Genomic DNA, 24,834 nt, shown 5'->3' with positions numbered 1-24,834 from the left:
GGGGGCCGGTGTTTGGGACTGCTGTCGCTTTACGTCCCAAACACCGGCCCCTCCGGCCCGTCCCCTCCCGTTGGTGGATGGGAATGCTGTGGGTGGGGGCGGGCGTTGGGGCTGCAAGGGGTTTTGGGGACCCGTAGGGGGAGGTCGAACAGATCCCGTAGGGGTTACGAGCGCCCCTTGCAGGGCCTCAACTCAACGGGCTTGGGAGGTATTCCCGCCACCCTCGACCCCACGACGCGACGTACATCTATGACGACGACGCCCGCCCCCACCGGCCTTCCAACCCCCACCAACGGGAGGGGACAGACCGGAGGACGAAGTCTGTAGGGCTGTCACCGCACCCGAAACACCACGCCCGCCGCCAGGCGCAACGGTGATCAAGCCCCGCGGCGGACCAGCCAGCTACGTTACGCGGCGCCGCAAAGCGCGCAACGGTGAGACCCCCGCGGCGGGAAAGACAGCTACATACGGGGCGCCGCAAAGCGCAACGGCGACCAAGCCCCGCGGCGGACCAGCCAGCTACGTACGCGGCGCCGCAAAGCGCGCAACGGTGAGACCCCCGCGGCGGGAGAGACGGGCACGTCGGCGGCGCCGCAAAGCGCAACGGCGAGCAAGCCCCGTGGCGGGAAAGACAGCTACGTACGCGGCGCCGCAAAGCGCAACGGCGAGCAAGCCCCGTGGCGGGAAAGACAGCTACGTACGCGGCGCCGCAAAGCGCAACGGCGACCAAGCCCCGCGGCGGGAAAGACAGCTACATACGGGGCGCCGCAAAGCGCAACGGCGACCAAGCCCCGCGGCGGACCAGCCAGCTACGTACGCGGCGCCGCAAAGCGCGCAACCGCGAGCAACCCCCCCGGCGGGAAAGCCAAGTACGTGGGCGGAACAGCCAAGCGCAGCGTCACGCGTCGCGGCGTTTCAGCAGGACGTACCCGCCGGCGAGTGCCACCACCGTCCAGGCGATCATGATGCCCAGGCCGCCCCACGGTCCGTACGGGACGTCCTCGCCGGCGCGGGGGACGACCTGCATGATCTTCGAGCCGGCTTGGTCGGGGAGGAAGCGGCCGATCTTCCTGGTGGCGGAGACGTTGCCGAGGATGTTGGAGATCAGGAAGAAGAACGGCATCAGGATGCCCAGCGACAGCATCGGGCTGCGCAGCATCGTGGCGACCGCCATCGAGAACAGGGCGATCAGGGTCATGTAGAGGCCGCCGCCGATCACGGCGCGCAGTACGCCCGGGTCGCCGAGGTCGGCGCGCAGATCGCCGAGCATCGTCTGGCCGGCGAAGAACGTCACGAAGCTGGTGGCCAGGCCGACGACGAAGACCAGCGCGGTGGCGACCAGCAGTTTGCAGAACAGGAACGTGCCGCGCTGCGGTACCGCGGCCAGCGAGGCGCGGATCATGCCGGTGCTGTACTCGTTGGAGACCACCAGCACGCCGAAGACGATCATCGCGAGCTGGCCCAGCCCCATACCGGCGAAGCTGATGTTGGTGGCGTCGAACGACAGCCGGTCGCGGGCCGGCATGGAGTTGAAGTCGTGGTTGGCCAGGGTGCAGATCAGCATGCCCAGCCCGACGGTGACCAGGACGGCGATGCCCAGCGTCCACACCGTCGACCGCACCGATCTGATCTTGGTCCACTCGGACCGGATGACCTGCCCGACCGCCGCCATGGGTCAGCTCCTCTTCTTCTGCCAGTCCGCGCCCCAGCCGGTCGGCTGCGGCTCGCCCGGCCGTGCCCCGGCCGGCTGGGGGGTTACCGGGACGGCGGCGGTCCGCACCGGCACCGGCTCGCCGTTGTGCGCGTGGTACTCGACCGATCCGGCCGTCAGCCGCATGAACGCCTCCTCCAGGGACGCCTGCTGGGGGCTCAGCTCGTGCAGGGTCACCTGGTGGGCGGCGGCGAGTTCGCCGAGCCGCTCGGCCGGTACCCCGTCGATCTCCAGCGCACCGCCGCCGGCCGCCGCCGCGTGGATGCCCTCGGCGCGCAGTACGTCGAGCAGCTTCTGCTGTTCCGGGGAGCGCATCCGGACGTACGAGCGCGAGTTCTGGTGGATGAAGTCCTTCATGGACGTGTCCGCCATCAGCCGGCCCTGGCCGATGACCACCAAGTGGTCGGCGGTCAGCGCCATCTCGCTCATCAGGTGGGAGGAGACGAAGACCGTACGGCCCTGGGCCGCGAGGTGCTTCATCAGGTTGCGGATCCAGTGGATGCCCTCGGGGTCGAGGCCGTTGACCGGCTCGTCGAAGAGCAGCACCTGCGGATCGCCGAGCAGGGCGGCGGCGATGCCCAGCCGCTGGCCCATGCCGAGGGAGAAGCCCTTCGCGCGCTTCTTCGCGACCGAGCTGAGCCCGACCATTTCGAGCACCTCGCCGACCCGGCTGCGCGGGATGCCGTTGCTCTGGGCCAGGCACAGCAAGTGATTGGCGGCGCTCCGGCCGCCGTGCACCGCCTTGGCCTCCAGCAGCGCGCCGATGTATGTCAGGGGGTCTTCGAGCTGGCGGTAGTGCTTGCCGTCGATCCGGACCGTGCCCGACGTCGGGTTGTCGAGATCCAGCATCATCCGCATGGTGGTCGACTTGCCCGCGCCGTTGGGGCCGAGGAAGCCGGTGATGATGCCGGGCCGCACCGTGAAGGTGAGGTGGTCCACCGCGACCTTGTCGCCGTAGTGCTTGGTCAGCCCCTCAAGCTCGATCATGTACAGCACGCTAGGCGCGCCTGGACGGCCCGGCCACCGGGACGGGGCCGGCTGGCTGACCCCCTGTACGACCGGGCCCCCGCCACCGCCTCAGAGGGCGGTACGGGGGCTCGGTCGAATCTGGCGAAACCTTCCGACGGATGGTTCAGCGCGTCTGCTGGGCCGGGACGCCGCGGGAGACCGCCTCGTCGTCGCCGGGGGCGCCGGCCGCGGCCACCGCCGCACCGGTCAGCGTGGCCAGCATCTCGCGGACGTTGGTCAGCTGGGCGTTGATGGAGTCGCGGCGGTTGGTCAGCGCCGCCAGCTCGCGCTCGGATTCGCTGCGGATACGGTCCGCCTTGGCGTTGGCGTCCGCCACGATGTCCTCGGCCTGGCGCTGCGCGGTCTCCACCGTCTGGCGGGCCCGGCGCTCGGCGTCCGTACGCAGCTTCTCGGCCTCCAGGCGGAGCTGCTCGGCGCGGTGCTCGATCTCGGCGAGCCGCTTCTCGGCCTTGGCCTGACGGGAGGCGAGGTCGCGCTCGGACTGCTCGCGGCGCTTGGCGAGGTTGGTCTCGAAGTCGGCGGCGGCCTGGGCGGCCTTGGCACGGGTCTCCTCGAAGAGGGAGTCGGCCTCCTCCCGCTTGGACTGGGCGTCCTTCTGGGCCTCGGCGCGCAGCGTGGACGCCTCACCCTTGGCCTTCTCGACGATCCGGGCGCCCTCGTCCTCCGCCTTCGCCTTGCGCTCGGCGGCGAACGCCTCCGCGTCGTTGCGGACCTGCTGGGCGGCCGACTCGGCCAGCTCGCGGTGCTGCTCGGCGGCCCGGCGGGCCTCCTCGCGCAGGTCCTTGGCCTCCTCCTCGGCAAGCCGGAGGATCTTCTCGACGCGCGCGCCGAGGCCCGCGTAGGACGGTTCGGCGTCATTGACCTGCGCCTGGGCGTTCTGCGTCTCGAGGTGGAGTTCCTCGATCCGCTTTTCCAGCGACGTGATGCGGGCCAGCGCGCTGTCGCGGTCGGCGACGAGCTTCGTGATGCGGTCATCCACCTGACCGCGGTCGTACCCACGCCGCACGAGCTCGAAGCCGAAGGGGGAGGAAGTGTCGCTCATGGGGTTCCTGTCGAAGAGACCGGTGAGGTGATAAGGAGAATCCTAGGGGTCACAACGGCGTGTCATCGAGTCATTGCCCGTTTGATCTGGAGAATGACCCCTCATTTGAGTGGCTACCCTTCAGACTGCTTGCCACTCGAACGAGTTGTTCCGGCGCCCGCGCCCGCTTTCACCCCGTTGCCCTTGTTTTCGCCCCCTCCGCCGGGTGTCTCGAAGGACTCCAAAGCCTCCAGAACGTCCTGGACGCGGGAGATTTCGGTGTTGATGTCCTCCCGCCGGCGGACCAGGGTCTCCAGCTCGCGCTTGCCCTCGTCCACGATGCGGGCGGCCTCCTCCCGGGCCTCCTCGCGCATCCGCTCCGCGTCGCGCACCGCCTCGGCCTTCTTGTTCTCGGCCTCCTTGATCAGGCCCTCGGCCTTCCTGACCGCCGCGATCCGGACCTTGCTCGCCTCGCTGTTGGCGTCCGCCATCATCCGGTCGGCCTTCTCCTCGGCCTCCACCTGCTGCGCGGTGGCCTGCGCGATGAGCTTGTCGACCCGCTCGCCGGCGTTCTTCATGGTCTCCGCCGACTCCCGGCGGGCCCGCTCGTGCAGCTCCTCGACCTCGGACTCGATCCGCTGCCGCAGCTCCTCGGCACGCTCCCTTATGGCGGTGGCGTCCCCACGGGCCTCCTCCAGCAGCGCGTTGGCATCCGTACGGGACTTCTCCACCCGGGCGTTGCCGTCCGCGGTCGCCTCCGCGACCAGCCGCTCGGCCTCCTTGCGGGCCGCCCCGACCATCGTGTCGGCCTGCTCCTCGGCCTGGGTGGCGACCTTCAGGGCCTCCTCCTGGGCCTTGGCGATCAGCTGGTCGGCCTGCTCCGCGGCGTCCCCGCGGCGCTTGGCGGCGTCCTTGCGCGCCTCGTCGAGCAGCCGGTCGGCCTCCTCCTGGGCCTCCGTACGCTGCCGCTCGGCGGCCGCCTCCGCGTCCTCCTTGATTTTGGCCGATTCGTTACGCGTGCGGCCGGCGTGCTCCTGCGCCGCGGTGACCGTCTCGGCCGCCTCGGCCCGCAGCCGGTCCGCCTCCGCGGTGGCGGTGGCGATCATCCGGTCCGCCTGCTCGCGGGCGTCGGCCCGGGTACGGTCCGCCTCCCGCTCGGCGTCCGCGGTGGTCTCCGCCGCCTCGGTGCGCAGCCGCTGCGCCTCCGTCGCGGCCTCCGACACCAGCGTGTCGGCCTGCTCCGCGGCGTCCGCGCGGGCCTTGTTGGCGTCCGCGCGCGCCTGGTCGCCGGTGCGCTCGGCGTCCCGGCGCGCCTGCTCCAGCACCTCGGCCGCCTCGGTGCGCAGCCGCTCGGCCGTACCGGTCGCCTCGGCCACCAGGGACCGCGCCTGCTGCTCGCCCTCCGCGCGCAGCCGCTCGGCGGCCTCCTGCGCCTCCCGGACCGTACGGTCCGCGTCGTCCTGCGCCGAAGACGTCAGCTCGGTCGCCTCGGTGACGATCCGTTCGGCCTCCGAACGGGCCTCGGTGATCAGGCGGTCGGCCTGCTCCGCGGCGTCCGACCGGATCCGGTTCGCGTCCTCGCGCGCCTCGGCGCGGGCCCGCGCGGCGTCCTGCTCGCCGGCCGCCAGCGCGTCCGAGGCGTCGGTCCGCAGCTGCTGCGCCTTCGCCGAGGCGTCCGTGACCAGCTTCTCGGCCTGCGCGGTCGCCTCCGCGACCAGCCGGTCGGCCTGCTCGGCGGCCTCCGTACGCGCCGCGTTGGCGTCCCGGCGGGCCTCGTCGAGCACCCCGGCCGCCTCCGTGCGCAGTCGCTCGGCCTCCTCGATGGCCTCCGCAACGGCCCGCTCGGCAAGGGTCTTGGCGGCCTCCGACGCCTCCTGCGCCTCGCGCCGGGTGCGCGCCGCGTCCTCCGAGGCCCGCTCCCGCTCGTCGTAGGCGTCCTTGCGGACCCGGTCGGCCTCCTCCTGGGCCTCCGACGTCGTGCGCTCCGCGGCGTGTTCGGCCGCCGACCGCAGTCCGGCGATCTCCTCGGCGGCCTGCTCGTGCAGCCCCGCGACCGAGTCCCGCACCTGCTGCGCGGTCTGCTCGGCCGTCGCCATCAGCTCGCCGGCCCGCCGGTCCGCCTCCTCGACCAGCCGCTCGGCCTCCTCCTGCGCCTCGGCCACCCGCGTACGGGCCGAGGCCAGCAGCTCCTCGCTCTGCTCGCGGGCCGCGGTGCGCTCCTGGTGGGCCTCCTCGCGGGCCTCGCCGAGCAGTTGCTCGGCCTCCCGGCGGCGCCGCGCGGCCTCCTCCTGCGCCTCGGCCAGGGCCTCGGCCGCCTCGGTGCCGGTGCGCTCCGCGGCGGCCGCGGCCTCCGCGCGCACCCGGTCCGCGGTCTCCTGCGCCTCCGACTTGAGCCGTTCGGCCTCGGCCGCCGCCTCGCTGCGCAGCCGTACGGCCACCGACTCGCCCTCGGAGCGCGCCGCGGAGGCGTCCGCGGCGGCCTCCGTGCGCAGCCGCTCGGCCTCCTCCTCGGCCTCCTGCTGGAGCGTGCGGCGGCGCTCGGCGGCCTCGGCCTTGAGCCGGGCGGCCTCCTCCTGCGTCTCGCGGCGCAGCCGTTCGGCCTCCGTGCGGGCCTCGCGCAGCGACTCCTCGGCGGCCGCGACCCGCTCCTCGGCCTCGGCGCGCAGCCGGTCCAGTTCCGCCTGGGCGTCGGTGCGCAGCTGGGCGGCGGCCTCCTCGGCCTCCGCGCGCAGCTTCGCGGCGCTCTTCTCGGCCTCCGACGTCAGCTCCTCGGCGGCCTGGGTGCCCTCCAGCAGCAGCTGTTCGGCCTCCGAACGGGCCCGCTCCAGCGCGTCATCGGCCTGCCGGCGCAGCGCCGAGGCCCGCTCGATGGCCTCCGTCCGGACCCGCTCGCTCTCCGCGACGGCACCCGAACGGGTCTCCTCCGCATCGGACTTGGCCTTGGCCAGCAGCTCCTCGGCGGTACCGGCCGCCTCCTCGATCTGCTGGACCGCCTCGCGCCGGGCCTCGCCGCGGATCCGCTCGCCCTCGGCGACCGCGTCGGCCCGCAGCTGCTCCGCCTCGCCGCGCAGCCGCCGCGCCTCCTCCTGGAGTTCGACGGTCTTGGCGCGGTACTCCTTGGTGTCGTCCTTCGCCGCGCCCTTGAGCTGCGCCGCGGTGTCGTGCGCCTCCTCGCGCAGCCGGTCGGCCTCGGCCTCGGCCTCCTTGCGCAGCCGCTCGGCCTCCTCGGCGGCGGCCTTGGTCGCGGCCTTGGCGTCCTCGGACGCCTTGGTCAGCATCTCCTCGGCGGCCCGCGCGGCCTTCGCCAGCTGCGCCGCGGAGTCCTCCGCCGCCTTCGACCGGGCGGCCTCCTGCGCCTCGGCGAGCAGCCGCTCGGTCTCCGTACGGGCGTCGGCGCGCAGTTGCTCGGCCTCGGCCTTGAGCGCCTCGGCCTCCTTGGTGGCCTCGCCGACCAGCCGGGCGATCTCCGCCTTGGCCGTGCGGGTGCGCTGTTCGTTCTCCGACTCGGCGGCCGACAGCCGCTTCCCGGCGCTCTGCTGCGCCTCCTCGACCAGCTTCTCGGCCTCGGCGCGTGCCTCGCGCAGCGCCGTGTCCGCCTCCTGCAGCCGGGCCTCGGCGGTACGGGTCAGCTCGATGGCTTGACGGCGCGCCTCCTCCGACTCCGTGCCGGCCGTGGTGCGCAGCTGCTCGGCCTGATCCGTGGCCTCCTGGGCCTGGTTGGACGCGGCGGTCAGCAGCCGCTCGGCGTCCGTGCGGGCCCGGCGCAGCAGGGCTTCGGCCTCGGCGCGGGCCGCTTCGGCCTCCGAACCGAGCCTGGCCCGGGACTGCTCGATCAGCCGCTGGGCCTCGGCGCGCGCGGACGCCAGGGCCGCTTCGGCCTCCGCCCGGGACTCCTCCATCAGCCGGCGGGCCTGCGACTCGGTGCGGGCGCGCAGCTGTTCGGCCCAGGCGACGTTCTCGTTGACGTGCGATTCGACGGTCTGCCGGCGCTCGTTGAGCTCCTCGTCGAGCCGCTGGCGGCGGCTGACCGCCTCGGCGTGCAGCTCGGCCTCCAGCCGGGCCTGCCGCTCGGCCTGCTCCTGCAGCAGCCGCTGGGTCTGCGCCCGTGCCTCGCGCAGCTCCCGCTCGGCGTCCGACCGCAGCTGATCGGCCTGGATCTGCGCATTGCGCAGCAGTTGTTCGGCCTGGTGGCTGACGTTGTCGTAGGCAGGACGGGTCGCGAGATTGCGACGCGCCTCGTGCAGCTTGGCGCGCAGCACCTCGACCTGGTAGCCGAGGTCGTCGGCGTGCTGGACGGCCTTGTCCCGCTCGGTCTTCAGCCGCTCCATCTCGGCTTCGAACTGCGAGAGGTGGTCGTCCTCAGCCCACTTACGCTCCTGGCGCTCGTTGCCCCGCACTGCGCGGTCCCATCCGTCCCCTGGTCATGGTGGCGGCCGGCTCCGGTCCTGCGGTGCTCGTCCCGTACACGTCACGTCGTACTCGACTGGCACCCGTTGGAGCTGACCCTTCTCCGAAGAAATGGTGTCAGATCATCGGCAGAGTATGGACCGAGCCCCACTCCCGTACCCCGGCCGAAGCTGCACTCTACCGGCCGGGGAACGTGAAGGTCAGTGGTCCGTGGTGGCGGGGGGTGCGGCGGTGACGAGTTCGGTGAGCACGCCGTGGCAGTCCTTGGGGTGCAGGAAGGTGATCCGCGAGCCCATCGAACCCGTCCGGGGCTCGTCGTAGAGCACCCGGACGCCCTTGCCGCGGATGGCGTCGGAATCACCGTCGACGTCCGCGGTGCCGAAGGCGATGTGGTGGACGCCCTCGCCGTTCTTGGCCAGCCATTTGCCCACCGCGGAGTCCTCGCGGGTGGGCTCCAGGAGCTGGAGGTAGGAGGCCCCGCCGTCCGAGGTCTCGTTGATCTTCAGCATGGCCTCCCGGACACCCTGCTCCTCGTTGACCTCGGTGTGGAACACCTCGAAGCCGTACGTGGCACGGTAGAACTCGACAGTCTTGTCGAGGTCGAAACAGGCGATCCCGATGTGGTCGATTCGCGTCAGCATGGTTCCAGTGCACCCCTCTCACGGCTGGTTACGCAACGTGCGCGCGATCACACCTGCTGGCCGGTGACCCGACGGGTACCGCTCAGTACATTGACGGGAACCCTCGTTAACTTCCCTGCAAAGGAAGGCCGCATCGCATGTCTGAAACCAACGGCACGAACGGCACCACCTCAGTAATCGTGGCGGGAGCCCGCACCCCCATGGGGCGGCTCCTCGGATCCCTGCGGACCTTCTCGGGCGCCGATCTGGGCGGCTTCGCCATCAAGGCGGCGCTGGACCGGGCGGGCATCGGCGGTGACCAGGTGCAGTACGTGATCATGGGCCAGGTGCTGCAGGCCGGGGCGGGGCAGATCCCGGCGCGCCAGGCAGCCGTCAAGGCCGGCATCCCCATGAACGTCCCCGCGCTCACCGTCAACAAGGTGTGCCTCTCCGGACTGGACGCGATCGCGCTGGCCGACCAGCTGATCCGTGCGGGTGAGTTCGACGTCGTCGTCGCCGGCGGCCAGGAGTCCATGAGCAACGCGCCGCACCTCCTCCCCAAGTCCCGGGAGGGCTACAAGTACGGCGCCGTCGAGATGCTCGACGCGATGGCCCACGACGGCCTGACCGACTCGTTCGAGGGCATCGCCATGGGCGAGTCGACCGAGAAGCACAACACCCGGCTGGGAATCGCCCGTCCGGAGCAGGACGAGATCGCCGCGGCCTCGCACCAGCGGGCCGCCGCCGCCCAGAAGAACGGGCTCTTCGAGGCCGAGATCACCCCCGTGGAGATCCCGCAGCGCAAGGGCGACCCGGTCCTCTTCAGCAAGGACGAGGGCATCCGGGCGGAGACCACCGCGGAGTCGCTGGCCAAGCTGCGCCCGGCGTTCGCCAAGGACGGCACGATCACCGCCGGCACGTCCTCGCAGATCTCGGACGGCGCGGCCGCCGTCGTCGTGATGAGCAAGGCCAAGGCCCAGGAACTCGGCCTGGAATGGATCGCGGAGATCGGCGCGCACGGCAATGTCGCCGGCCCCGACAACTCGCTGCAGTCCCAGCCGTCCAACGCCATCAACCACGCCCTGGGCAAGGAGGGCCTGACCGTCGCCGACCTCGACCTGATCGAGATCAACGAGGCGTTCGCGGCGGTCGCCGTGCAGTCAATGAAGGATCTGGGGGTCTCCCCGGAAAAGGTGAATGTCAACGGCGGCGCGATTGCCCTGGGTCACCCGATCGGGATGTCCGGTGCCCGCATCGTGCTGCACCTGGCCCTGGAACTGCGCCGGCGCGGCGGCGGGACCGGCGCGGCCGCGCTGTGCGGTGGCGGCGGTCAGGGCGACGCGCTGATCATCCGCGTACCGGGTAAGTAAGCGACAGCCCGTACGCGCGTGCGTACGGGCTGCCGAGTGGGGTACCAGCGAGCCGAAGGAGCCGAGCAGCGATGGTGGACGTCCCCCAGCTGGTGGAACAGGCACGGCAGGGCCGGCCGCGGGCGGTGGCCCGGCTGATCTCCCTCGTGGAGGGGGCGGCGCCGGAACTGCGCGAGGTGATGGCGGAACTGGCGCCGCTCACCGGCAACGCCTACGTGGTCGGGCTGACCGGCTCACCCGGCGTGGGCAAGTCCACCACCACCTCGGCCCTGGTCACCGCGTACCGCAGGACGGGCAAGCGGGTCGGCGTGCTCGCCGTCGACCCGTCCTCGCCGTTCTCCGGCGGCGCGCTGCTCGGCGACCGGGTCCGGATGAGCGAACACGCCTCCGACCCCGGCGTCTACATCCGCTCGATGGCCACCCGCGGCCATCTGGGCGGACTGGCCTGGGCCGCTCCGCAGGCCATCCGGGTCCTCGACGGGGCCGGCTGCGACGTGATCCTCGTCGAGACGGTCGGGGTCGGCCAGTCCGAGGTGGAGATCGCCTCCCAGGCGGACACCTCCGTGGTGCTGCTCGCGCCGGGCATGGGCGACGGCATCCAGGCCGCCAAGGCCGGAATCCTGGAGATCGGCGACGTCTACGTGGTCAACAAGGCCGACCGGGACGGCGCCGACGCCACCGCCCGGGAGCTCAACCACATGCTGGGCCTCGGCGAATCCCGGGCGCCCGGGGACTGGCGGCCGCCCATCGTGAAGACGGTCGCCGCCCGCTCCGAAGGCGTCGACGAGGTCGTCGAAGCGCTGGAGAAGCACCGGGCCTGGATGGAGGAGCACGGCGTCCTGGCCGAACGGCGCCGCGCCCGGGCCGCCCATGAGGTCGAGACGATCGCGGTCACGGCGCTGCGCGAGCGGATCGGTGACCTGAGCGGCGACCGCCGGCTGGAGGCGCTGGCCGAGCGGATAGTGGCCGGCGAGACGGATCCGTACCGGGCGGCGGACGAGTTGGTGGACGGCGTCACGAACGGGGGCTGACGCCGGGCTTCCCACGTAGTTGGCTTTCCCGCCGCGGGGCTTGGTCGTCGTTGCGCTTTGCGGCGCCGCGTACGTGGCTGTCTTTCCCGCCGGGGGGCTTGGTCGCCGTAGCGCGCTTTGCGGCGCCCCGCACGTAGCTGTCTTTCCCGCCGCGGGTGGTCTCGCCGTTGCGCCTGCGGCGGGCCGGGTTTGTTGTGGGTGCGGTGACGGGCCTGCGGGGCCGGTGTTGGGGACTGCTGGCGCTTTACGTCCCAACACCGGCCCCTCCGGCCCGTCCCCTCCCGTTGGGGGAGTGTGCGGGTGAGTGGGGGCGGAGGTCGGGGGCCGCCGCCCGCGGGTCGCTCAGTCGTCCCCGCCGTCGTTGTCGTCGTGTGCCGGGGCGGTGCTCAGGGTGCCGGTGTGCGGGTCGATGAGGAGCTTGTGCTCGGTGCCGTCCTTGGTGATGGTCTCGACCTCCCAGGCGGCCTTGGTGCGGTGGTCGTCGTCGAGTTCGACGGAGGTGACCGTGCCGTGCCCCGCGGCGGCCTTGCGGGCGGCGGTGGCGGCGTCCGTGCGGGCGTTCTTCAGGGCGGCGCGCTGCTGCGCGTGATCGTCGTCGTTCTCGCGGTCGACGTGCTGGTTCAGCACCCGTGCCGTCCGTGCGTCGAGGGTGACCTCGTGCCACTTTCCGTCCTTGCCCAGGACGTCCGCGTCCCAGACCAGGCCCGGGCGGTCCTGGTCGAGGTCCAGGCCGGAGACCTTGCCCGGGACGGCCTTCAGGGCGGCGGCCGCGGCCTGCGGAGCGGTCACCCGGGCGGCACCGGCCTCGCGGAGGTCCTCGGTGTCCTGGCGGGCGTGGTCGGCCGCCGGTGCCGTGGCCGGTGCGCCGTTGCCGCTCACCGCGACGGCGGTGACCGTACCGCCCGCCAACAGGGCGGCCGCGGCGGCGGTGGCGATGACGAGGTGGCGCTTCATGTGCTCTCCTCCGTAGTGGCGAATGCTGTGCCGTCACAGTGGCCGAACGCACCTGAAGCCCGGCTGAAGCCGGCTGAAGGGCTCTTCAGGTTCCGGATGGCAGGCTGGCCCGTATGCGCCTGTTGATCGTGGAGGACGAGCAGCGGCTGGCCTTGTCGCTGGCCAGGGGCCTGCGGGCCGAGGGATACGCGGTCGACGTGGTGCACGACGGCCTCGAAGGGCTGCACCGTGCCGGCGAGGGCATCTACGACCTGGTCGTGCTGGACATCATGCTGCCCGGCATGAACGGCTACCGCGTCTGTGCCGCGCTGCGGGCGGCCGGGAACGAGGTGCCGATCCTGATGCTGACCGCGAAGGACGGCGAGTACGACGAGGCCGAGGGGCTGGACACCGGCGCCGACGACTACCTGACCAAGCCGTTCTCGTACGTGGTGCTGGTGGCCCGGGTGAAGGCGCTGCTGCGGCGGCGGGGGCGGAGCGCCGCGCCGGTGCTGCGGGTGGGGGCGCTCGCCGTCGACCAGGGGGCGCGCCGGGTCGAGCGGGACGGTACCGAGGTCGCGCTGACCGCGAAGGAGTTCGCCGTACTGGAGCAACTCGCCCTGCGGGCGGGGGAGGTGGTGTCCAAGGCGGAGATCCTGGAGCACGTGTGGGACTTCGCCTACGACGGCGACGTCAACATCATCGAGGTGTATGTGAGCGCGCTGCGGCGCAAGCTCGGCGCCGGGCACATCGTGACGGTGCGCGGCGCGGGCTACCGGCTGGTGGCCGGTGCGTAGGGCGGCGGGCCGGGTCCTGGGGTCGGTACGGGCCCGGGCGGCGGCCGGTGCGACCGTGGTGGTGGCGCTGGCGCTGATCGCGGCCGGTACGGCCGTGCTGCTGGTGCTGCGCGGCAATCTGCGGGACCAGGCCGGGCTGCAGGCGGAGGTCGCGGCGCGCGAGGTGGCCGCGCAGATCGCCACCGGCACGGCGTACCCGAAGCTCGATCTGCCGGACGGCGAGGACCATCCGGTGGTGGTCACCGACGAGGACGGGCGGGTGCTGGCGGCCGGCGAGGACGTACGGGCCGTCGACGGCCGGCCGGTCAAGGGCGCAGCGGCGGCGGGCGGTGGGGGCGCGGGCTTCGGCCGGTCGGGTGTCGATGACGACGATGACGGGGACGACGACCGGGGCGGGCTGCGGCCCGGCGAGGTCGACGAGGACGTGCACCACCGGGACGGGACCGCCGACGTCGACGGGACGGTGGCGGCCTACCGGTTCGCGGTGGTCGAGGCCGAGGACGGCCGGGGCGAGAAGGCCGTGGTGCGGGCGGGGTCGGCGCTGGCACCGGAGCGGGCCGCGGTCGGCTCGGTGCGGACCGCCATGCTGATCGGGCTGCCGCTGCTGCTCGTGGTGGTGGCGGGGGTGACCTGGCTGGTCACCCGGCGGGCGCTGCGGCCGGTGGAGGGCATCCGGTCGGAGATGGCGGCGATCACGGCCAGTACGGATCTGAGCCGGCGGGTGCCGGTGCCGTCGTCCCGGGACGAGATCGGCCGGCTGGCGCGCACCACCAACGAGACGCTGGCCGCGTTGGAGACGAGCGTGGAGCGGCAGCGGCGGTTCGTCGCGGATGCCTCGCACGAGTTGCGCAGTCCGATCGCCAGCCTGCGCACCCAGCTGGAAGTGGGGGTGGCGCACCCCGAGTTGCTGGACGTGCCGGGCGCGGTGGCGGACACCGTGCGGCTGCAGCGGCTGGCGGCGGACCTGTTGCTGCTGGCGCGGCTGGACGCGGGGGAGCGGCCGGCCGCGGCCCGGGTGGACCTCGCGGCGCTGGTGCGGGAGGAGCTCTCACAGCGGGCCGGGGACCGGATTCCGGTCGGCACCGGTGAGCTGGCGGGCGTCGAAGTGGCCGGTTCGCGCGGCCAGTTGGGGCGGGTGCTGGGGAACCTGCTGGACAATGCGCAGCGGCATGCGGCCGGCGAGGTGCGGGTCGCGGTGGTGCGCGCGGGGGAGTGGGCGGTGCTGCGGGTCGAGGACGACGGGCCCGGGGTGCCGGAGGCGGACCGGGAGCGGATCTTCGAGCGGTTCGTCCGGCTCGACGACGCGCGGGCGCGGGACGACGGCGGGGCGGGGCTGGGACTGTCCATCGCACGGGACGTGGCGGTCCGGCACGGCGGCACGCTGGGCGTACGGGACCGGGCGGTCTTCGAGCTGCGGCTGCCGGCGGCCGGCTGAACCGGGGCGGCCGCGGCCCCGGGGCGGGGCCGCGGCCGGGCGGTCAGATCGTGCCGCGCTGGGCGCGGAGGTGTTCGGCCACCGGGGTGAGCGAGGCCCGCAGCGCCTGGAGGTCCTCGGCGGCGAAGAGGTCGATGAAGTGCTTGCGGACCGAGGCGACATGGTGCGGGGCGACCCGGCGCATGGTGTCCCAGCCCTCCTCCGTCAGCACGGCGTAGAGGCCACGGCGGTCCGATTCGCAACTCTCGCGGCGTACCAGGCCGGCGTTCTCCATCCGGGTGATCTGGTGGGAGAGACGGCTCTTGGACTGCAGGGTGCTGGCGGCCAGGTCGCTCATCCGGAGCCGGTGGTCCTCGGCCTCGGAGAGGTTGACAAGGATCTCGTAATCGTTGTTCGTCAGGCCGAACGGTTGCAGATCGCGCTCCAGTTGGTGCATCAGCAGTCTGCTGACGTCCAGATGGGTGCGCCAGGCACGCTGCTCCTGGTCGGTCAGCCAGGGAGTGTCGCTGTCGGTCGTCATGGAAGAATTCTACCTGTTAAAAGTTGAATAGTGAATTAATCCCCGTTGAGGTGACGACGACCGGCCGGGGCCGGATGTGGGTCAGACGTTCGAGGTCACCGTCCGCAGACTACCGCTCACAGCCCGAAGCGGCGCTGGAGGCTCCCGAGGTTGCCGGGCAGCTGGGGCAGTTGTGAGCCACTTTGCGGAACGTGTCCGCCACCGCCCGGAACGCCCTCCTCCACCGGGACCGCGCCGGTCGCCAGCTCCGGCATCAACTGCTCCGTCGACTGCAGCAGGACCGTGCCGGCCCCCACGAACTCGAACTGGTGCTCCTCGCCCGAGGCCCCTCCGATACCGGTGTGCGCACGCAGCCCGCCGAGGAATCCGCGCAGGTACTGGTGGTCGTAGTGGTGGCACGGCGACGGGCAGTCGGCCCAGCCGACGAGCGCCTGCGGGTCCACCCGGATCGGCGGCTCCATGAAGACCACCGGCCCGTTGGACGCGGCCACGAACTTCCCCGTCCCGATCAGCGTGAGGAAGCCCGGGATGATCGACTGCTTCAACGACAGAGATGGCTGAAACGCGAGCAGATTGCCCGAGCGAATAGTGAGGTTGCCCTCATCGAGGTCATAGGAATTCACGTCGAAGGCACGGTCCGCGAGCAGCATCTTTCCCCGGCCCTCGGCGACGACCCAGTCCGCGGCGTGCAGTGGCGAATGGAAACTTCCGGCGATCAGCCGGTCCAGCCGGCCGTGTCCGATGCCCTGGAAGTCGATCTGCCCGTAGTAGGCGATCATCTTCCCCTTCTGCAGGAACCACTGACCGTCCAGATCGACGCTGAAGGCGTACGGATTGACGTTGTCATCGGCGGGGAGCGAGGCGACGTCGTGGACAACGGGACCGGTCACAGCTTCTCCTCCGAGGCCTGGACGTAGACGGTGCCCTGGCCCGACAGCTCCAGCTGGAAGGCCTCGCCCGAGCCGCGGCCGACCATGTCGCGCCAGCCGAGCGCGGTGGACAGTTTGTTGCGGACCTCGCCGCGGTGCGCGACGTACGCCTGGGGATCGACGTGCACCGGGCGCTGCGGGGTGATCGGCAGCTCCAGCACGCCGCCGTGGGCCATCACCGCGGCCGAACCGACGCCCGAGAGCGTCGTCGTGAACAGGCCCTGGCCGGTGACCTGACCGCGGACCATGCCCATCACACCGCCCTGCGCGCCCAGGAACATCGTGCCCTGCTGGAGCGAGCCGTCGAAGGCCAGCAGCCGGTCGGCCTCGACGTAGAGCGTCTCGCCCGTCAGGTCCACGACGTGGACGTGATGACCGCCGTGGCCGAACATCACGGTGCCGCTTCCTTCCACGGTCATCAGCGGGGTCGCCTCACCGGCGATCCGCCGCCCGATCATCGAGCCGATACCGCCCTGACCACCCTGGATGTTCGGGGTGAACGCGACCTCCCCGCGGTACGCGAGCATCGCCCCGCGCTGGCTGAACATCCGCTGCCCGGGCGTGATCGTGGCCTGCACCATGCGGGAGTTGAGCGCAGTGAACGGCATCAAACCTCACCGCCCACGGTGTTCCGCTCGCTGGGCTGGACGTAGACCAGACCCTCGCCCTCGAAGCGGATCTGGAACGCCTCGCCCGAGCCCTCCCCCATGAACGTGCGGAAATTCACGCCCGACTGGAAGTGCTGCTTCAGATCGCCGGTGTGCGCCACATAGGCGCCCGGGTCGACCTGGAGCGGGTACTGCTTGGTGACCCGCAGCACCACCGCGGGACCGTCCGAGGTGATCGCCGCCTGGCCGCTGCCCTCGACGGTGGTGGTGAACAGGCCGTTGCCCTGGGAGGCGCCGCGCAGACCGGTGAACGTCGTGCCGGTGCGCAGCGCCGCGTCCGTGCAGAGCAGATTGCTGGCCTCCACGTGCAGCTTCTCGCCGTGCAGCTGCACGAGATTGATCTCGCTGGCGCGGTCGGCAAAATAGCAGGTGCCGTGGCCTTTCACCTCCATCACGGCCATCTGCTCACCCGTGAGCCGCCGGGTGACCATGCCGCGCAGACCCTCGCCACCGCCGGTCATCTTCTTGAAGGACATCTGGCCGTCGTACGCGACCATCGCCCCGTTTTTCGCCTTGACGGCATCGCCCGTCATGTCGACGGCGAGCACCTTGCTCCCCTGGAGCCGAAACTGAGCCACGCGTCAGACGGTAACGGCCACCGGCCGCGCGGGGCAGGGTCTTTGCCCCTGACATGGCCCGGATTGCGCCCTGATATGACCCGGGGGTCTTCCTGGGGGTGGGGTGGGGCGGGGACCGCTGTCGGTTTTTTTCTGCTGGGCGGCTGCGGGGCCGCTGTTGGGTCGGGGTGGTTCGGGGTGGTTCGGTTGAGGCGCCCGGGCGTCCGGCTCAGGGCCGGGGTGGTTCGGCTCACGCGGGTCCGCTCAGGCCCGGGGTGGTTCCGCTCACGCGGGTCCGGCTCAGGCGGGTCTGGCGCGGGCCCGGGGTGGCCCGGCTCACGTCCCCCCGGCGCGGGGATCGCGGGCGCGGCTGTAACAATGGGGCGACGCTTGTGAACCCTTGCACAAGCCTGCAGCTCCTCCCCCCCGCCACCCGAACGAGGTTCTCGTGGACATCAAGACCGCCGCCGCCCTGCACCGCCTGCGCCTGGCCTCCGTTCCGGAGGCCATCTCGTTCCCCGCGCTGCTGATCTTCGGCACCGGTTTCCGGCTCGCCTTCGACTACGACGCCCTGGTGATGCCGCTCGGCCTGATCCACGGCCTGCTGTTCATCACCTATGTGGTGCTGCTGCTGGACGTGTGGAACCGCACCAAGTGGCCCTTCAAGCGCGTCGCGTTCTTCTTCCTGCTGGCGATCATCCCGTTCGGCGGCCTCTACGGGGACAGGGTGCTCAAGCGCGAGGAGGAGGCCGGCGTGATCGCCGCCCGCGCCCGCAAGGAAGGGATCGTCAACGCATGATCGTCGCTTTCTCGGTGAGCCCGCTGGGCGTCGGCGAGGACGTCGGCGCGTACGTCGCCGACGCGGTCCGCGTGGTCCGCGAGTCCGGCCTGCCGAACCGGACGGACGCGATGTTCACGTCCATCGAGGGCGAGTGGGACGAGGTCATGGACGTCGTCAAACGAGCCGTCGCGGCCGTCGAGGCACGCGCCGGTCGGGTCTCGCTGGTCCTCAAGGCGGACATCCGCCCCGGCGTCACGGACGGTCTGACGTCGAAGGTGGCAACGGTGGAACGCCACCTCTCCGAGGGCTGACTTCCCACGTTCCGCTGCGCTTTGCGGTGCCGCCCACGTACCTGGCTTTCCCGCCGTGGGGCTTGCTCGTCGTTGCGCTTTGCGGCGCCCCGCACGTACCTGGGCCGCGGGGCTTCTCGCCGTTGCGCGCTTTGCGGCGCCGCGCACGTAGCTGTCTGCTGCGCCGCGGGTGTTGTTCGCCGTTGCGCCTGCGGCGGGCTGGGTGGGTGTTGGGTGCGGTGCCAGCCCTACAGACTTCGTCCTCCGGTCTGTCCCCTCCCGTTGGGGGAGTGGGAAGAGGGCGGTGGGGGTGGGCGTTGGGGTACAAGGGGGCTTGCGGACCCGTAGGGGTTGGTCGAACAGATCCCGTAAGGGTCGCGAGGGCCCCCTGCGGGGCCACAACCCAACGGGCGAGGGCGGCATTCCCGCTGATCGGCGACGTCAGGTGTACGCGGTACGACGCGCGCCCCCACTCACCTGCACACTCCCCCAACGGGAGGGGAGGGGCCGGAGAGGCCGGTGTTTGGGACGTAAAGCGTCAGCAGTCCCAAACACCGGCCCCGGAGGTCCGTCACCGCACCCAACACCCACCCAGCCCGCCGCAGGCGCAACGGCGAGCGAGCCCCGCGGCGCAGCAGACGAGTACGTGCGGGGGCGCCGCAAAGCGCAACGGCGAGCGACACCCGCGGCGGGACGGCCAGGTACGTGGGGGCTACCCGAGCAGCGCCAGACCTAGTGGCGTCTGCTCATATAGCACCTCGTGGCCGTGGCGGCGGGACGTCAGGAGGCCGGCGGCGCGGAGGACGGAGAGGTGGGCCGAGACGGAGGACGGGGCGAGGCCGAGGCGGCGGGCCAGCGCCGTTGTGGAGGACGGCGCGTCGAGTGCGGCCAGTACGGCCGCCCGCTTCGGTCCCAGCAGCCGGGCCAGTGCCGGTCCGGCGTCCGGTTCGGCCCACAGACCGCCGATCCCGCGCGCCGGGTAGATGACGGTGGGCTGCCACGGCGGATCGAAGCCGCTCACCACGTCCGGCCAGGCGAAGACGCTGGGCAGCAGCAGCACCCCGCGGCCGTTCAGGTCCTGGCTCTGCAGGAAGTCGGTGCGGGTCCGGACCGTGAGGGTGTCGCCCGACCACGTGAGCCGCGGATGCAGATCGGCGAACAGCCGCCGTAGCCCGCCGTCCGCCAACTGGCGTGAACGGTAGGCGATTTCGGCCTCCAGCAGGGCCCGCAGCCGGGGCCAGTCCGGGGCGAGCAGCGCATGCCAGGCCCGTTCGGTGGCGTCGGCCAGCTCCTGCACGGCGCGGGCCGGATCCGCCAGTGCCGCCCGGCCGCGCGCGGACTCGGCCCCACGGGGCGTGCACGCCAGCGACTTGGCCATCTCGGCCCGGGCCAGCTCCGGGTCGGTGGCCCGCAGCCGCGCCAGTTCCTCGTCGAACCCGGTCGTCGGGGTGTCCGGGGGCCGGCCCAGGAAGTCCGGGGTGTAGCCCGGTGGCGAGGCCGGCATGAACAGCCACAGCTGTGTCAGGTCCAGGCCGGCCAGCGTCGTGCGCATCCGCCGTAACCACGGCGCGTGGTAGCCGTGCCGGTCGGTGCGGCGCAGGGTCCGTACCGCCTCGTGCGTCTCGCACAGCGGCGAGATGGCGAACCGGATGCGCAGCAGGTCGTCGGCGCCGAAGTGCAGATGCAGCGGCATGACCGCGGGACCTCCCCGGGATTCGGCATGAGGCCGGGCTTCGGCACGGGGCCGGGACCCGGCACGGGGCCGGGGTCCGGCATGGGCCCGGGATTCGGCTGGGTTCGGGATTCGGCTGGGGCCGAAAGACTACGGGGCGGGGGCGGCGCGCGGCAGGCTGCCGCCATGTCCCCGACCACCGGGCCCGTTCCGCCGGGCCGTACTCCCGCACGCCCGGAGCAGGGCCCCAAGGGCGGTCCCGAGCAGAGCCCCAAGGACAGTCCGGGGAAGGCCCCCAAGGACAGTCCCTGGGAGGGCCTCAAGGAGAGTCCCGGGGAGGCCCCCGAGAACGGTCCCGAGCCGGGCCCCAAGGACCGTCCCGAGCAGAGTCCCAAGGACGGCCCCGAGGAGGACCCCAAGGACGGCCCCAAAAACGGCCCCGAGGACCGCAGCAGCCTCGTTCCTCCAGGGCGTCCGGCGCGCTACCGTTCCGTCTTCGCCGTGTCGGAATTCCGTGCGGTCTTCGCCGCGCACCTGCTGTCCTCCCTCGGCGTGGTCGTCTGCGAGATCGCGCTGTCCGTGCTGGTCTTCCGGCGCACCGACTCCCCGCTGTTGAGCGCGCTGACCTTCGCGCTCGGGCTGCTGCCGTACGTTCTCGGCGGGACGCTGCTGTCCGCCGTCGCCGACCGGTACCCGGCCCGCCGGGTGCTGGTGGTCTGCGATCTGCTGTGCGCGCCGGCGGCGGCCGGGATGGTCCTGTCGGGCACACCGGTGGCCGTGCTGCTCGTCCTGCGCTGCCTGATCGCCGCCATCGCCCCGGTCTTCGCCGGGACCCGGGCCGCCACGCTCGGCGACATCCTCGGCGAGGGCGATCCGTTCGTGCTGGGCCGGTCGGTGATCCGCATCGTGAACCAGAGTGCCCAACTGGTGGGCTTCGGCGTCGGCGGGCTGCTGGTGGCCGTGGTGACGCCCCGGGCGGTGCTCGCCCTCACGGGCCTCACCTTCCTCGCTTCGGCGCTGCTGCTGCGCCTCGGCACCCGGGCCCGCCCGGCCCGGGACGGCGGCGGCCCGGCGGACGGGCGCGGGGCCCTGGTGGGTGCCTCCCTGGGCGGCGTACGGCGGCTGCTGGCGGACCGCAGGGTGCGCGCGCTGCTGCTCCTGACCTGGCTGCCGCCGGCCTTCGTGGTCATCCCCGAGGCGCTGCTCGTCCCCTACGCCGACCAGCTCGGCGCCGGCCCGGGCGGTGCGGGTCTGCTGATGTGCAGCATGCCGATCGGCGCCGTGGTGGCGGAGAGCCTGGTCGGCTCGCTCCTGGGGCCGCGGACCCGGTCCCGGCTCACCTTCCCCATGGGGGTCTTCGCCGTCCTGCCGTCCCTCGGCTTCGCCGCGCAGCCCTCGCTGGGCTGGGCGGTGCTGCTCCTCGTACTGACCGGCACCGGCATCTCGTACAACTTCGGGGTGGACCGGTGGTTCGTCGCCGCGGTCCCCGAGGAGTTGCTGGGGCAGGGGATGACAGTGGTGCAGGCGGGGCGGATGACGGCGATGGGCCTGGCGATGGGCGCGGCCGGTCTCGCGGCGGAGTACGCGCCGCTGCGGGCCGTGATGCCGGCGGCGGGGGCGCTCGGTGCGCTCTGCGTCCTCGCCGTGATCCGCGAGGTCCGGCGGACCGCCCCGGGCCGCCCAAGCCGAGCATCGACGGACTGCCCCGGACCGTCCAAGCCGACCATCGACGGACCGCCCCCGGGCGACCACCGAGGGACCGCCCAAGCCGACCATCGACGGACTGCCCCCGGGCGACCACCGACGGGCCGCCCAAGCCGACCACCGACGGACCGCCCCGGACCGCCCAAGCCGACCACCGATGGACCGTCCCCCCCGGCGGCCACCGAGGGACCCCCCGGACCGCCCAAGCCGACCATCGACTGACCGCCCCGGACCGCCCAAGCCGACCACCGGCGGACCGCGCCGGGCCGCCCGGACGGACCCCCGGCGCGCGGGACCGCTCTCCCGCGACCGCTGAGTGAGACCGAAAACTGAGACAAGGCTGACCACAATATGACCGCCGGGTAGGGTCGGAGACGTGCCGAAGCCGCTCAGCCTTGCTTTCGATCCCATCGCGCGCGCCGACGAACTGTGGCGCCAGAGGTGGGGAGCCGTGCCGTCGATGGGCGCGATCACGTCGATCATGCGCGCCCATCAGATCCTGCTGTCCGAGGTGGACGCGGTGGTCAAGCCGTACGGGCTGACCTTCGCCCGCTATGAGGCGCTGGTGCTGCTGACCTTCTCCAAGGCCGGTGAGCTGCCGATGTCCAAGATCGGCGAGCGGCTCATGGTGCATCCGACCTCGGTGACGAACACCGTCGACCGGCTGGTGAAGTCCGGCCTGGTCGCCAAGCGGCCCAACCCGAACGACGGGCGGGGCACCCTCGCCTCCATCACGGACAAGGGCCGCGAGGTCTGCGACTCCGCGACCCGGGACCTGATGGCGATGGATTTCGGACTCGGCGCGTACGACGACGAGGAGTGCGCGGAGATCTTCGCGATGCTGCGCCCGCTGCGGGTCGCGGCCGAGGACTTCAAGGACGGGAGCTGAGCCTGCGGGGCAGGGTCCCTGCAGGTCAGCATGCTTGTGCCCGGCTTCCGCGGGGCGGGTCCGCGAGGGTTCCGCACCCGGCCCCGGGCACTTGCGTGCTCCCCGCGTCCGCGGGGATTTTCCGGGCGGTTACGCTCGTATCCATGAAATCCAGCGTGCTGACCCGCTATCGGGTAATGGCCTACGTCACGGCCGTGATGCTGCTGGCGCTCTGCGCCTGCATGATCGCCAAGTACGGTTTCGGGATCGGCAAGGACCTCACCCTGGTCGTCGCCCAGGTACACGGCGTGCTCTACATCATCTACCTGATCTTCGCCTTCGATCTGGGCTCCAAGGCCCGGTGGCCGTTCGGCAAGCTCCTGTGGCTGCTGGTCTCCGGCACGATCCCGACCGCGGCGTTCTTCGTCGAGCGCCAGGTGGTGCGCGAGGTCGAGCCGCTGCTCGCCGAGAACGCGGCGGAGCCGGTCAAGGCCTGACCCCGCTCCGTCCGCCGTCCTCCGTCACGCGCCCGTCCCTCACCGGCACGGGCGCGTTTTCGCGTTCCCGCTTCCCCGCCCCGGCCCCGCGCCAGCCCCGGGCAGCCTCGCGCCACCCCCGCCCCGGCCCCGCGCCAGCCCCGGCCCCACCCCCAGCCCCGCGCCAGGCCTGGGCCGCGGTCAGCGCCCGGCGCCCTCGCCCCGCCACCCCGCTACGGCGTGTGACCACCGCGACTCGAAGGCCACTCCCGTCGACAAGTACTAGGACGTCCTAGTAAATTCGATCGTATGGACGCTGACGCGATCGAGGAAGGCCGCCGTCGCTGGCAGGCCCGGTATGACGCCGCACGCAAGCGGGACGCGGACTTCAGCACGCTCTCGGGCGATCCCGTCGAGCCGGTGTACGGGCCCCGGCCCGGGGATTCCGTCGAGGGCTTCGAGCGGATCGGATGGCCGGGCGAGTACCCCTTCACCCGTGGCCTGTACCCGACCGGCTACCGCGGCCGCACCTGGACCATCCGCCAGTTCGCGGGCTTCGGCAACGCCGAGCAGACGAACGAGCGCTACAAGATGATCCTCGGCAACGGCGGGGGCGGGCTCTCGGTCGCCTTCGACATGCCGACGCTCATGGGACGGGACTCCGACGACCCGCGCTCGCTCGGAGAGGTCGGCCACTGCGGTGTGGCCATCGACTCCGCCGCCGACATGGAGGTCCTCTTCAAGGACATCCCGCTCGGCGACGTCACGACGTCGATGACGATCAGCGGCCCGGCCGTGCCGGTCTTCTGCATGTACCTCGTCGCCGCCGAGCGGCAGGGCGTCGATCCGGGGGTGCTCAACGGGACCCTCCAGACCGACATCTTCAAGGAGTACATCGCCCAGAAGGAATGGCTCTTCCAGCCGGAGCCGCATCTGCGCCTCATCGGCGACCTGATGGAGCACTGCGCGCACGGCATTCCCGCGTACAAGCCGCTCTCGGTGTCCGGCTATCACATCCGCGAAGCCGGGGCGACGGCCGCGCAGGAGCTGGCGTACACCCTCGCGGACGGTTTCGGGTACGTCGAACTGGGGCTCAGCCGCGGCCTGGACGTCAACACCTTCGCGCCGGGTCTCTCGTTCTTCTTCGACGCGCATCTCGACTTCTTCGAGGAAATCGCCAAATTCCGTGCGGCCCGCCGGATCTGGGCCCGCTGGATGCGTGAGGTGTACGGCGCTACGAGCGAAAAGGCGCAGTGGCTGCGCTTCCACACCCAGACGGCCGGTGTTTCGCTGACCGCACAGCAGCCGTACAACAACGTCGTACGGACCGCCGTCGAGGCGTTGGCGGCGGTGCTGGGCGGCACCAACTCCCTGCACACCAACGCGCTGGACGAAACCCTCGCGCTGCCGAGTGAGCAGGCCGCGGAAATCGCGCTGCGTACGCAGCAGGTGCTGATGGAGGAGACCGGGGTCGCCAATGTGGCGGATCCGCTGGGCGGTTCGTGGTTCATCGAGCAGCTGACGGACCGCATCGAGGCGGACGCGGAGAAGATCTTCGACCAGATCAAGGAACGGGGCCTGCGGGCGCATCCCGACGGGCAGCACCCCATCGGTCCGATGACCTCCGGAATTCTGCGTGGCATCGAGGACGGCTGGTTCACCGGCGAAATCGCCGAATCCGCCTTCCGTTACCAGCAGGCGCTGGAAAAGGGCGACAAGAAGGTCGTGGGCGTCAATTGCCACGAAGGTTCGGTCACCGGCGACCTGGAAATTCTCCGGGTCAGCCACGAAGTCGAACGCGAACAGGTCCGCGTCCTCGCCGCCCGCAAGGCCGCCCGCGACGACGCCCGGGTGTCCGCCTCCCTCAAGGCGCTGCTGGCCGCCGCTCGGGACGGCAGCAACATGATCGAGCCGATGCTCGACGCGGTACGCGCCGAGGCCACCCTGGGCGAAATCTGCGGCGCCCTGCGCGACGAGTGGGGCATCTACACGGAGCCGGCGGGGTTCTGAGCGGA

At 71.9% G+C, this 24,834-nt stretch carries 21 protein-coding genes; 10 read left to right on the top strand and 11 right to left on the bottom strand.

Annotated features, from left to right (window positions below; translation table 11 throughout):
• Nucleotides 1-898: 898 nt before the first annotated feature.
• The 5 genes from AB0E02_RS22050 to mce all read right to left on the bottom strand — a co-directional run bounded on the left by AB0E02_RS22050 (nt 899) and on the right by mce (nt 8,809).
• Complete coding sequence (locus AB0E02_RS22050; RefSeq protein WP_362141837.1) at nt 899-1,672, bottom strand: ABC transporter permease; 774 nt, start codon at nt 1,670-1,672, stop codon at nt 899-901.
• Nucleotides 1,673-1,675: 3 nt separating this feature from the next.
• On the bottom strand, nt 1,676-2,698 hold the full coding sequence (locus tag AB0E02_RS22045) for an ATP-binding cassette domain-containing protein (RefSeq protein WP_362141835.1): 1,023 nt from the start codon (nt 2,696-2,698) through the stop codon (nt 1,676-1,678).
• 145 nt (nt 2,699-2,843) lie between these two features.
• Entirely contained in the window at nt 2,844-3,782 is a 939-nt protein-coding gene (locus AB0E02_RS22040; protein ID WP_030414114.1) for a cellulose-binding protein, read from the bottom strand.
• Nucleotides 3,783-3,895: 113 nt separating this feature from the next.
• Complete coding sequence (gene scy / locus AB0E02_RS22035; RefSeq protein ID WP_362141832.1) at nt 3,896-8,158, bottom strand: polarized growth protein Scy; 4,263 nt, start codon at nt 8,156-8,158, stop codon at nt 3,896-3,898.
• A gap of 210 nt (nt 8,159-8,368) precedes the next feature.
• Nucleotides 8,369-8,809 carry a methylmalonyl-CoA epimerase gene (gene mce / locus AB0E02_RS22030; protein WP_030815440.1) on the bottom strand — a complete coding sequence of 147 codons (441 nt, stop codon included), beginning with the start codon at nt 8,807-8,809 and terminating at the stop codon, nt 8,369-8,371.
• A 137-nt stretch (nt 8,810-8,946) separates the two neighbouring features.
• Here mce and AB0E02_RS22025 point away from each other — a divergent pair, with 137 nt between their 5' ends.
• Both AB0E02_RS22025 and meaB read left to right on the top strand, forming a co-directional pair.
• Nucleotides 8,947-10,158: an acetyl-CoA C-acetyltransferase gene (locus AB0E02_RS22025; protein ID WP_362141829.1), complete on the top strand. Its 1,212-nt coding sequence runs from the start codon at nt 8,947-8,949 to the stop codon at nt 10,156-10,158.
• Nucleotides 10,159-10,229: 71 nt separating this feature from the next.
• Entirely contained in the window at nt 10,230-11,189 is a 960-nt protein-coding gene (gene meaB, locus AB0E02_RS22020; RefSeq protein ID WP_362141827.1) for a methylmalonyl Co-A mutase-associated GTPase MeaB, read from the top strand.
• 342 nt (nt 11,190-11,531) lie between these two features.
• On the opposite strand, the gene AB0E02_RS22015 is transcribed toward meaB, so the two are convergent.
• Nucleotides 11,532-12,143 carry a PepSY domain-containing protein gene (locus AB0E02_RS22015; RefSeq protein ID WP_362141825.1) on the bottom strand — a complete coding sequence of 204 codons (612 nt, stop codon included), beginning with the start codon at nt 12,141-12,143 and terminating at the stop codon, nt 11,532-11,534.
• Nucleotides 12,144-12,256: 113 nt separating this feature from the next.
• Here AB0E02_RS22015 and AB0E02_RS22010 point away from each other — a divergent pair, with 113 nt between their 5' ends.
• Together AB0E02_RS22010 and AB0E02_RS22005 are read left to right on the top strand one after the other, a co-directional pair.
• On the top strand, nt 12,257-12,919 hold the full coding sequence (locus tag AB0E02_RS22010) for a response regulator transcription factor (RefSeq protein WP_362141823.1): 663 nt from the start codon (nt 12,257-12,259) through the stop codon (nt 12,917-12,919).
• 16 nt (nt 12,920-12,935) lie between these two features.
• Nucleotides 12,936-14,354, top strand: coding sequence for a HAMP domain-containing sensor histidine kinase (locus AB0E02_RS22005; RefSeq protein ID WP_362141847.1), 1,419 nt, complete (start codon nt 12,936-12,938; stop codon nt 14,352-14,354).
• A 43-nt stretch (nt 14,355-14,397) separates the two neighbouring features.
• Here AB0E02_RS22005 and AB0E02_RS22000 read toward each other — a convergent pair whose 3' ends face one another.
• From AB0E02_RS22000 to AB0E02_RS21985, 4 genes are all read right to left on the bottom strand, one after another.
• Nucleotides 14,398-14,874: a MarR family transcriptional regulator gene (locus tag AB0E02_RS22000; RefSeq protein WP_362141821.1), complete on the bottom strand. Its 477-nt coding sequence runs from the start codon at nt 14,872-14,874 to the stop codon at nt 14,398-14,400.
• A 116-nt stretch (nt 14,875-14,990) separates the two neighbouring features.
• The gene (locus AB0E02_RS21995; RefSeq protein WP_030414105.1) at nt 14,991-15,764 is read right to left on the bottom strand and encodes an AIM24 family protein; all 774 of its coding nucleotides are present in this window, start codon (nt 15,762-15,764) and stop codon (nt 14,991-14,993) included.
• Entirely contained in the window at nt 15,761-16,411 is a 651-nt protein-coding gene (locus AB0E02_RS21990) for an AIM24 family protein (protein WP_362141818.1), read from the bottom strand. The genes AB0E02_RS21995 and AB0E02_RS21990 overlap by 4 nt, the downstream gene beginning before the upstream one ends.
• Entirely contained in the window at nt 16,411-17,049 is a 639-nt protein-coding gene (locus tag AB0E02_RS21985; protein WP_362141816.1) for an AIM24 family protein, read from the bottom strand. Before AB0E02_RS21985 ends, AB0E02_RS21990 begins: the two co-directional genes overlap by 1 nt.
• Nucleotides 17,050-17,476: 427 nt before the next feature.
• Here AB0E02_RS21985 and AB0E02_RS21980 point away from each other — a divergent pair, with 427 nt between their 5' ends.
• Complete coding sequence (locus AB0E02_RS21980; protein ID WP_030414102.1) at nt 17,477-17,827, top strand: DUF3817 domain-containing protein; 351 nt, start codon at nt 17,477-17,479, stop codon at nt 17,825-17,827.
• Nucleotides 17,824-18,120, top strand: a complete 297-nt coding sequence (locus AB0E02_RS21975; RefSeq protein ID WP_362141813.1) for an MTH1187 family thiamine-binding protein — start codon at nt 17,824-17,826, stop codon at nt 18,118-18,120. The genes AB0E02_RS21980 and AB0E02_RS21975 overlap by 4 nt, the downstream gene beginning before the upstream one ends.
• A gap of 691 nt (nt 18,121-18,811) precedes the next feature.
• Here the strand turns inward: AB0E02_RS21975 and AB0E02_RS21970 are convergent.
• Entirely contained in the window at nt 18,812-19,792 is a 981-nt protein-coding gene (locus AB0E02_RS21970; RefSeq protein ID WP_362141811.1) for a DUF5937 family protein, read from the bottom strand.
• Nucleotides 19,793-19,957: 165 nt separating this feature from the next.
• On the opposite strand from AB0E02_RS21970, the gene AB0E02_RS21965 reads away from it, so the two are divergent.
• The 4 genes from AB0E02_RS21965 to AB0E02_RS21950 all read left to right on the top strand — a co-directional run bounded on the left by AB0E02_RS21965 (nt 19,958) and on the right by AB0E02_RS21950 (nt 24,829).
• Nucleotides 19,958-21,697, top strand: coding sequence for an MFS transporter (locus tag AB0E02_RS21965; RefSeq protein ID WP_362141809.1), 1,740 nt, complete (start codon nt 19,958-19,960; stop codon nt 21,695-21,697).
• A 154-nt stretch (nt 21,698-21,851) separates the two neighbouring features.
• On the top strand, nt 21,852-22,364 hold the full coding sequence (locus AB0E02_RS21960; RefSeq protein WP_362141807.1) for a MarR family transcriptional regulator: 513 nt from the start codon (nt 21,852-21,854) through the stop codon (nt 22,362-22,364).
• A gap of 143 nt (nt 22,365-22,507) precedes the next feature.
• Nucleotides 22,508-22,840 carry a DUF3817 domain-containing protein gene (locus tag AB0E02_RS21955; protein ID WP_030417254.1) on the top strand — a complete coding sequence of 111 codons (333 nt, stop codon included), beginning with the start codon at nt 22,508-22,510 and terminating at the stop codon, nt 22,838-22,840.
• A 288-nt stretch (nt 22,841-23,128) separates the two neighbouring features.
• Nucleotides 23,129-24,829, top strand: coding sequence for a methylmalonyl-CoA mutase family protein (locus AB0E02_RS21950; protein ID WP_362141804.1), 1,701 nt, complete (start codon nt 23,129-23,131; stop codon nt 24,827-24,829).
• Nucleotides 24,830-24,834: the final 5 nt, after the last annotated feature.

The sequence above is a fragment of the Streptomyces sp. NPDC048196 genome (genome assembly GCF_040652715.1).
Taxonomy (GTDB): domain Bacteria; phylum Actinomycetota; class Actinomycetes; order Streptomycetales; family Streptomycetaceae; genus Streptomyces; species Streptomyces siderophoricus.
This window is presented reverse-complemented; position numbering and strand designations above follow the sequence as displayed.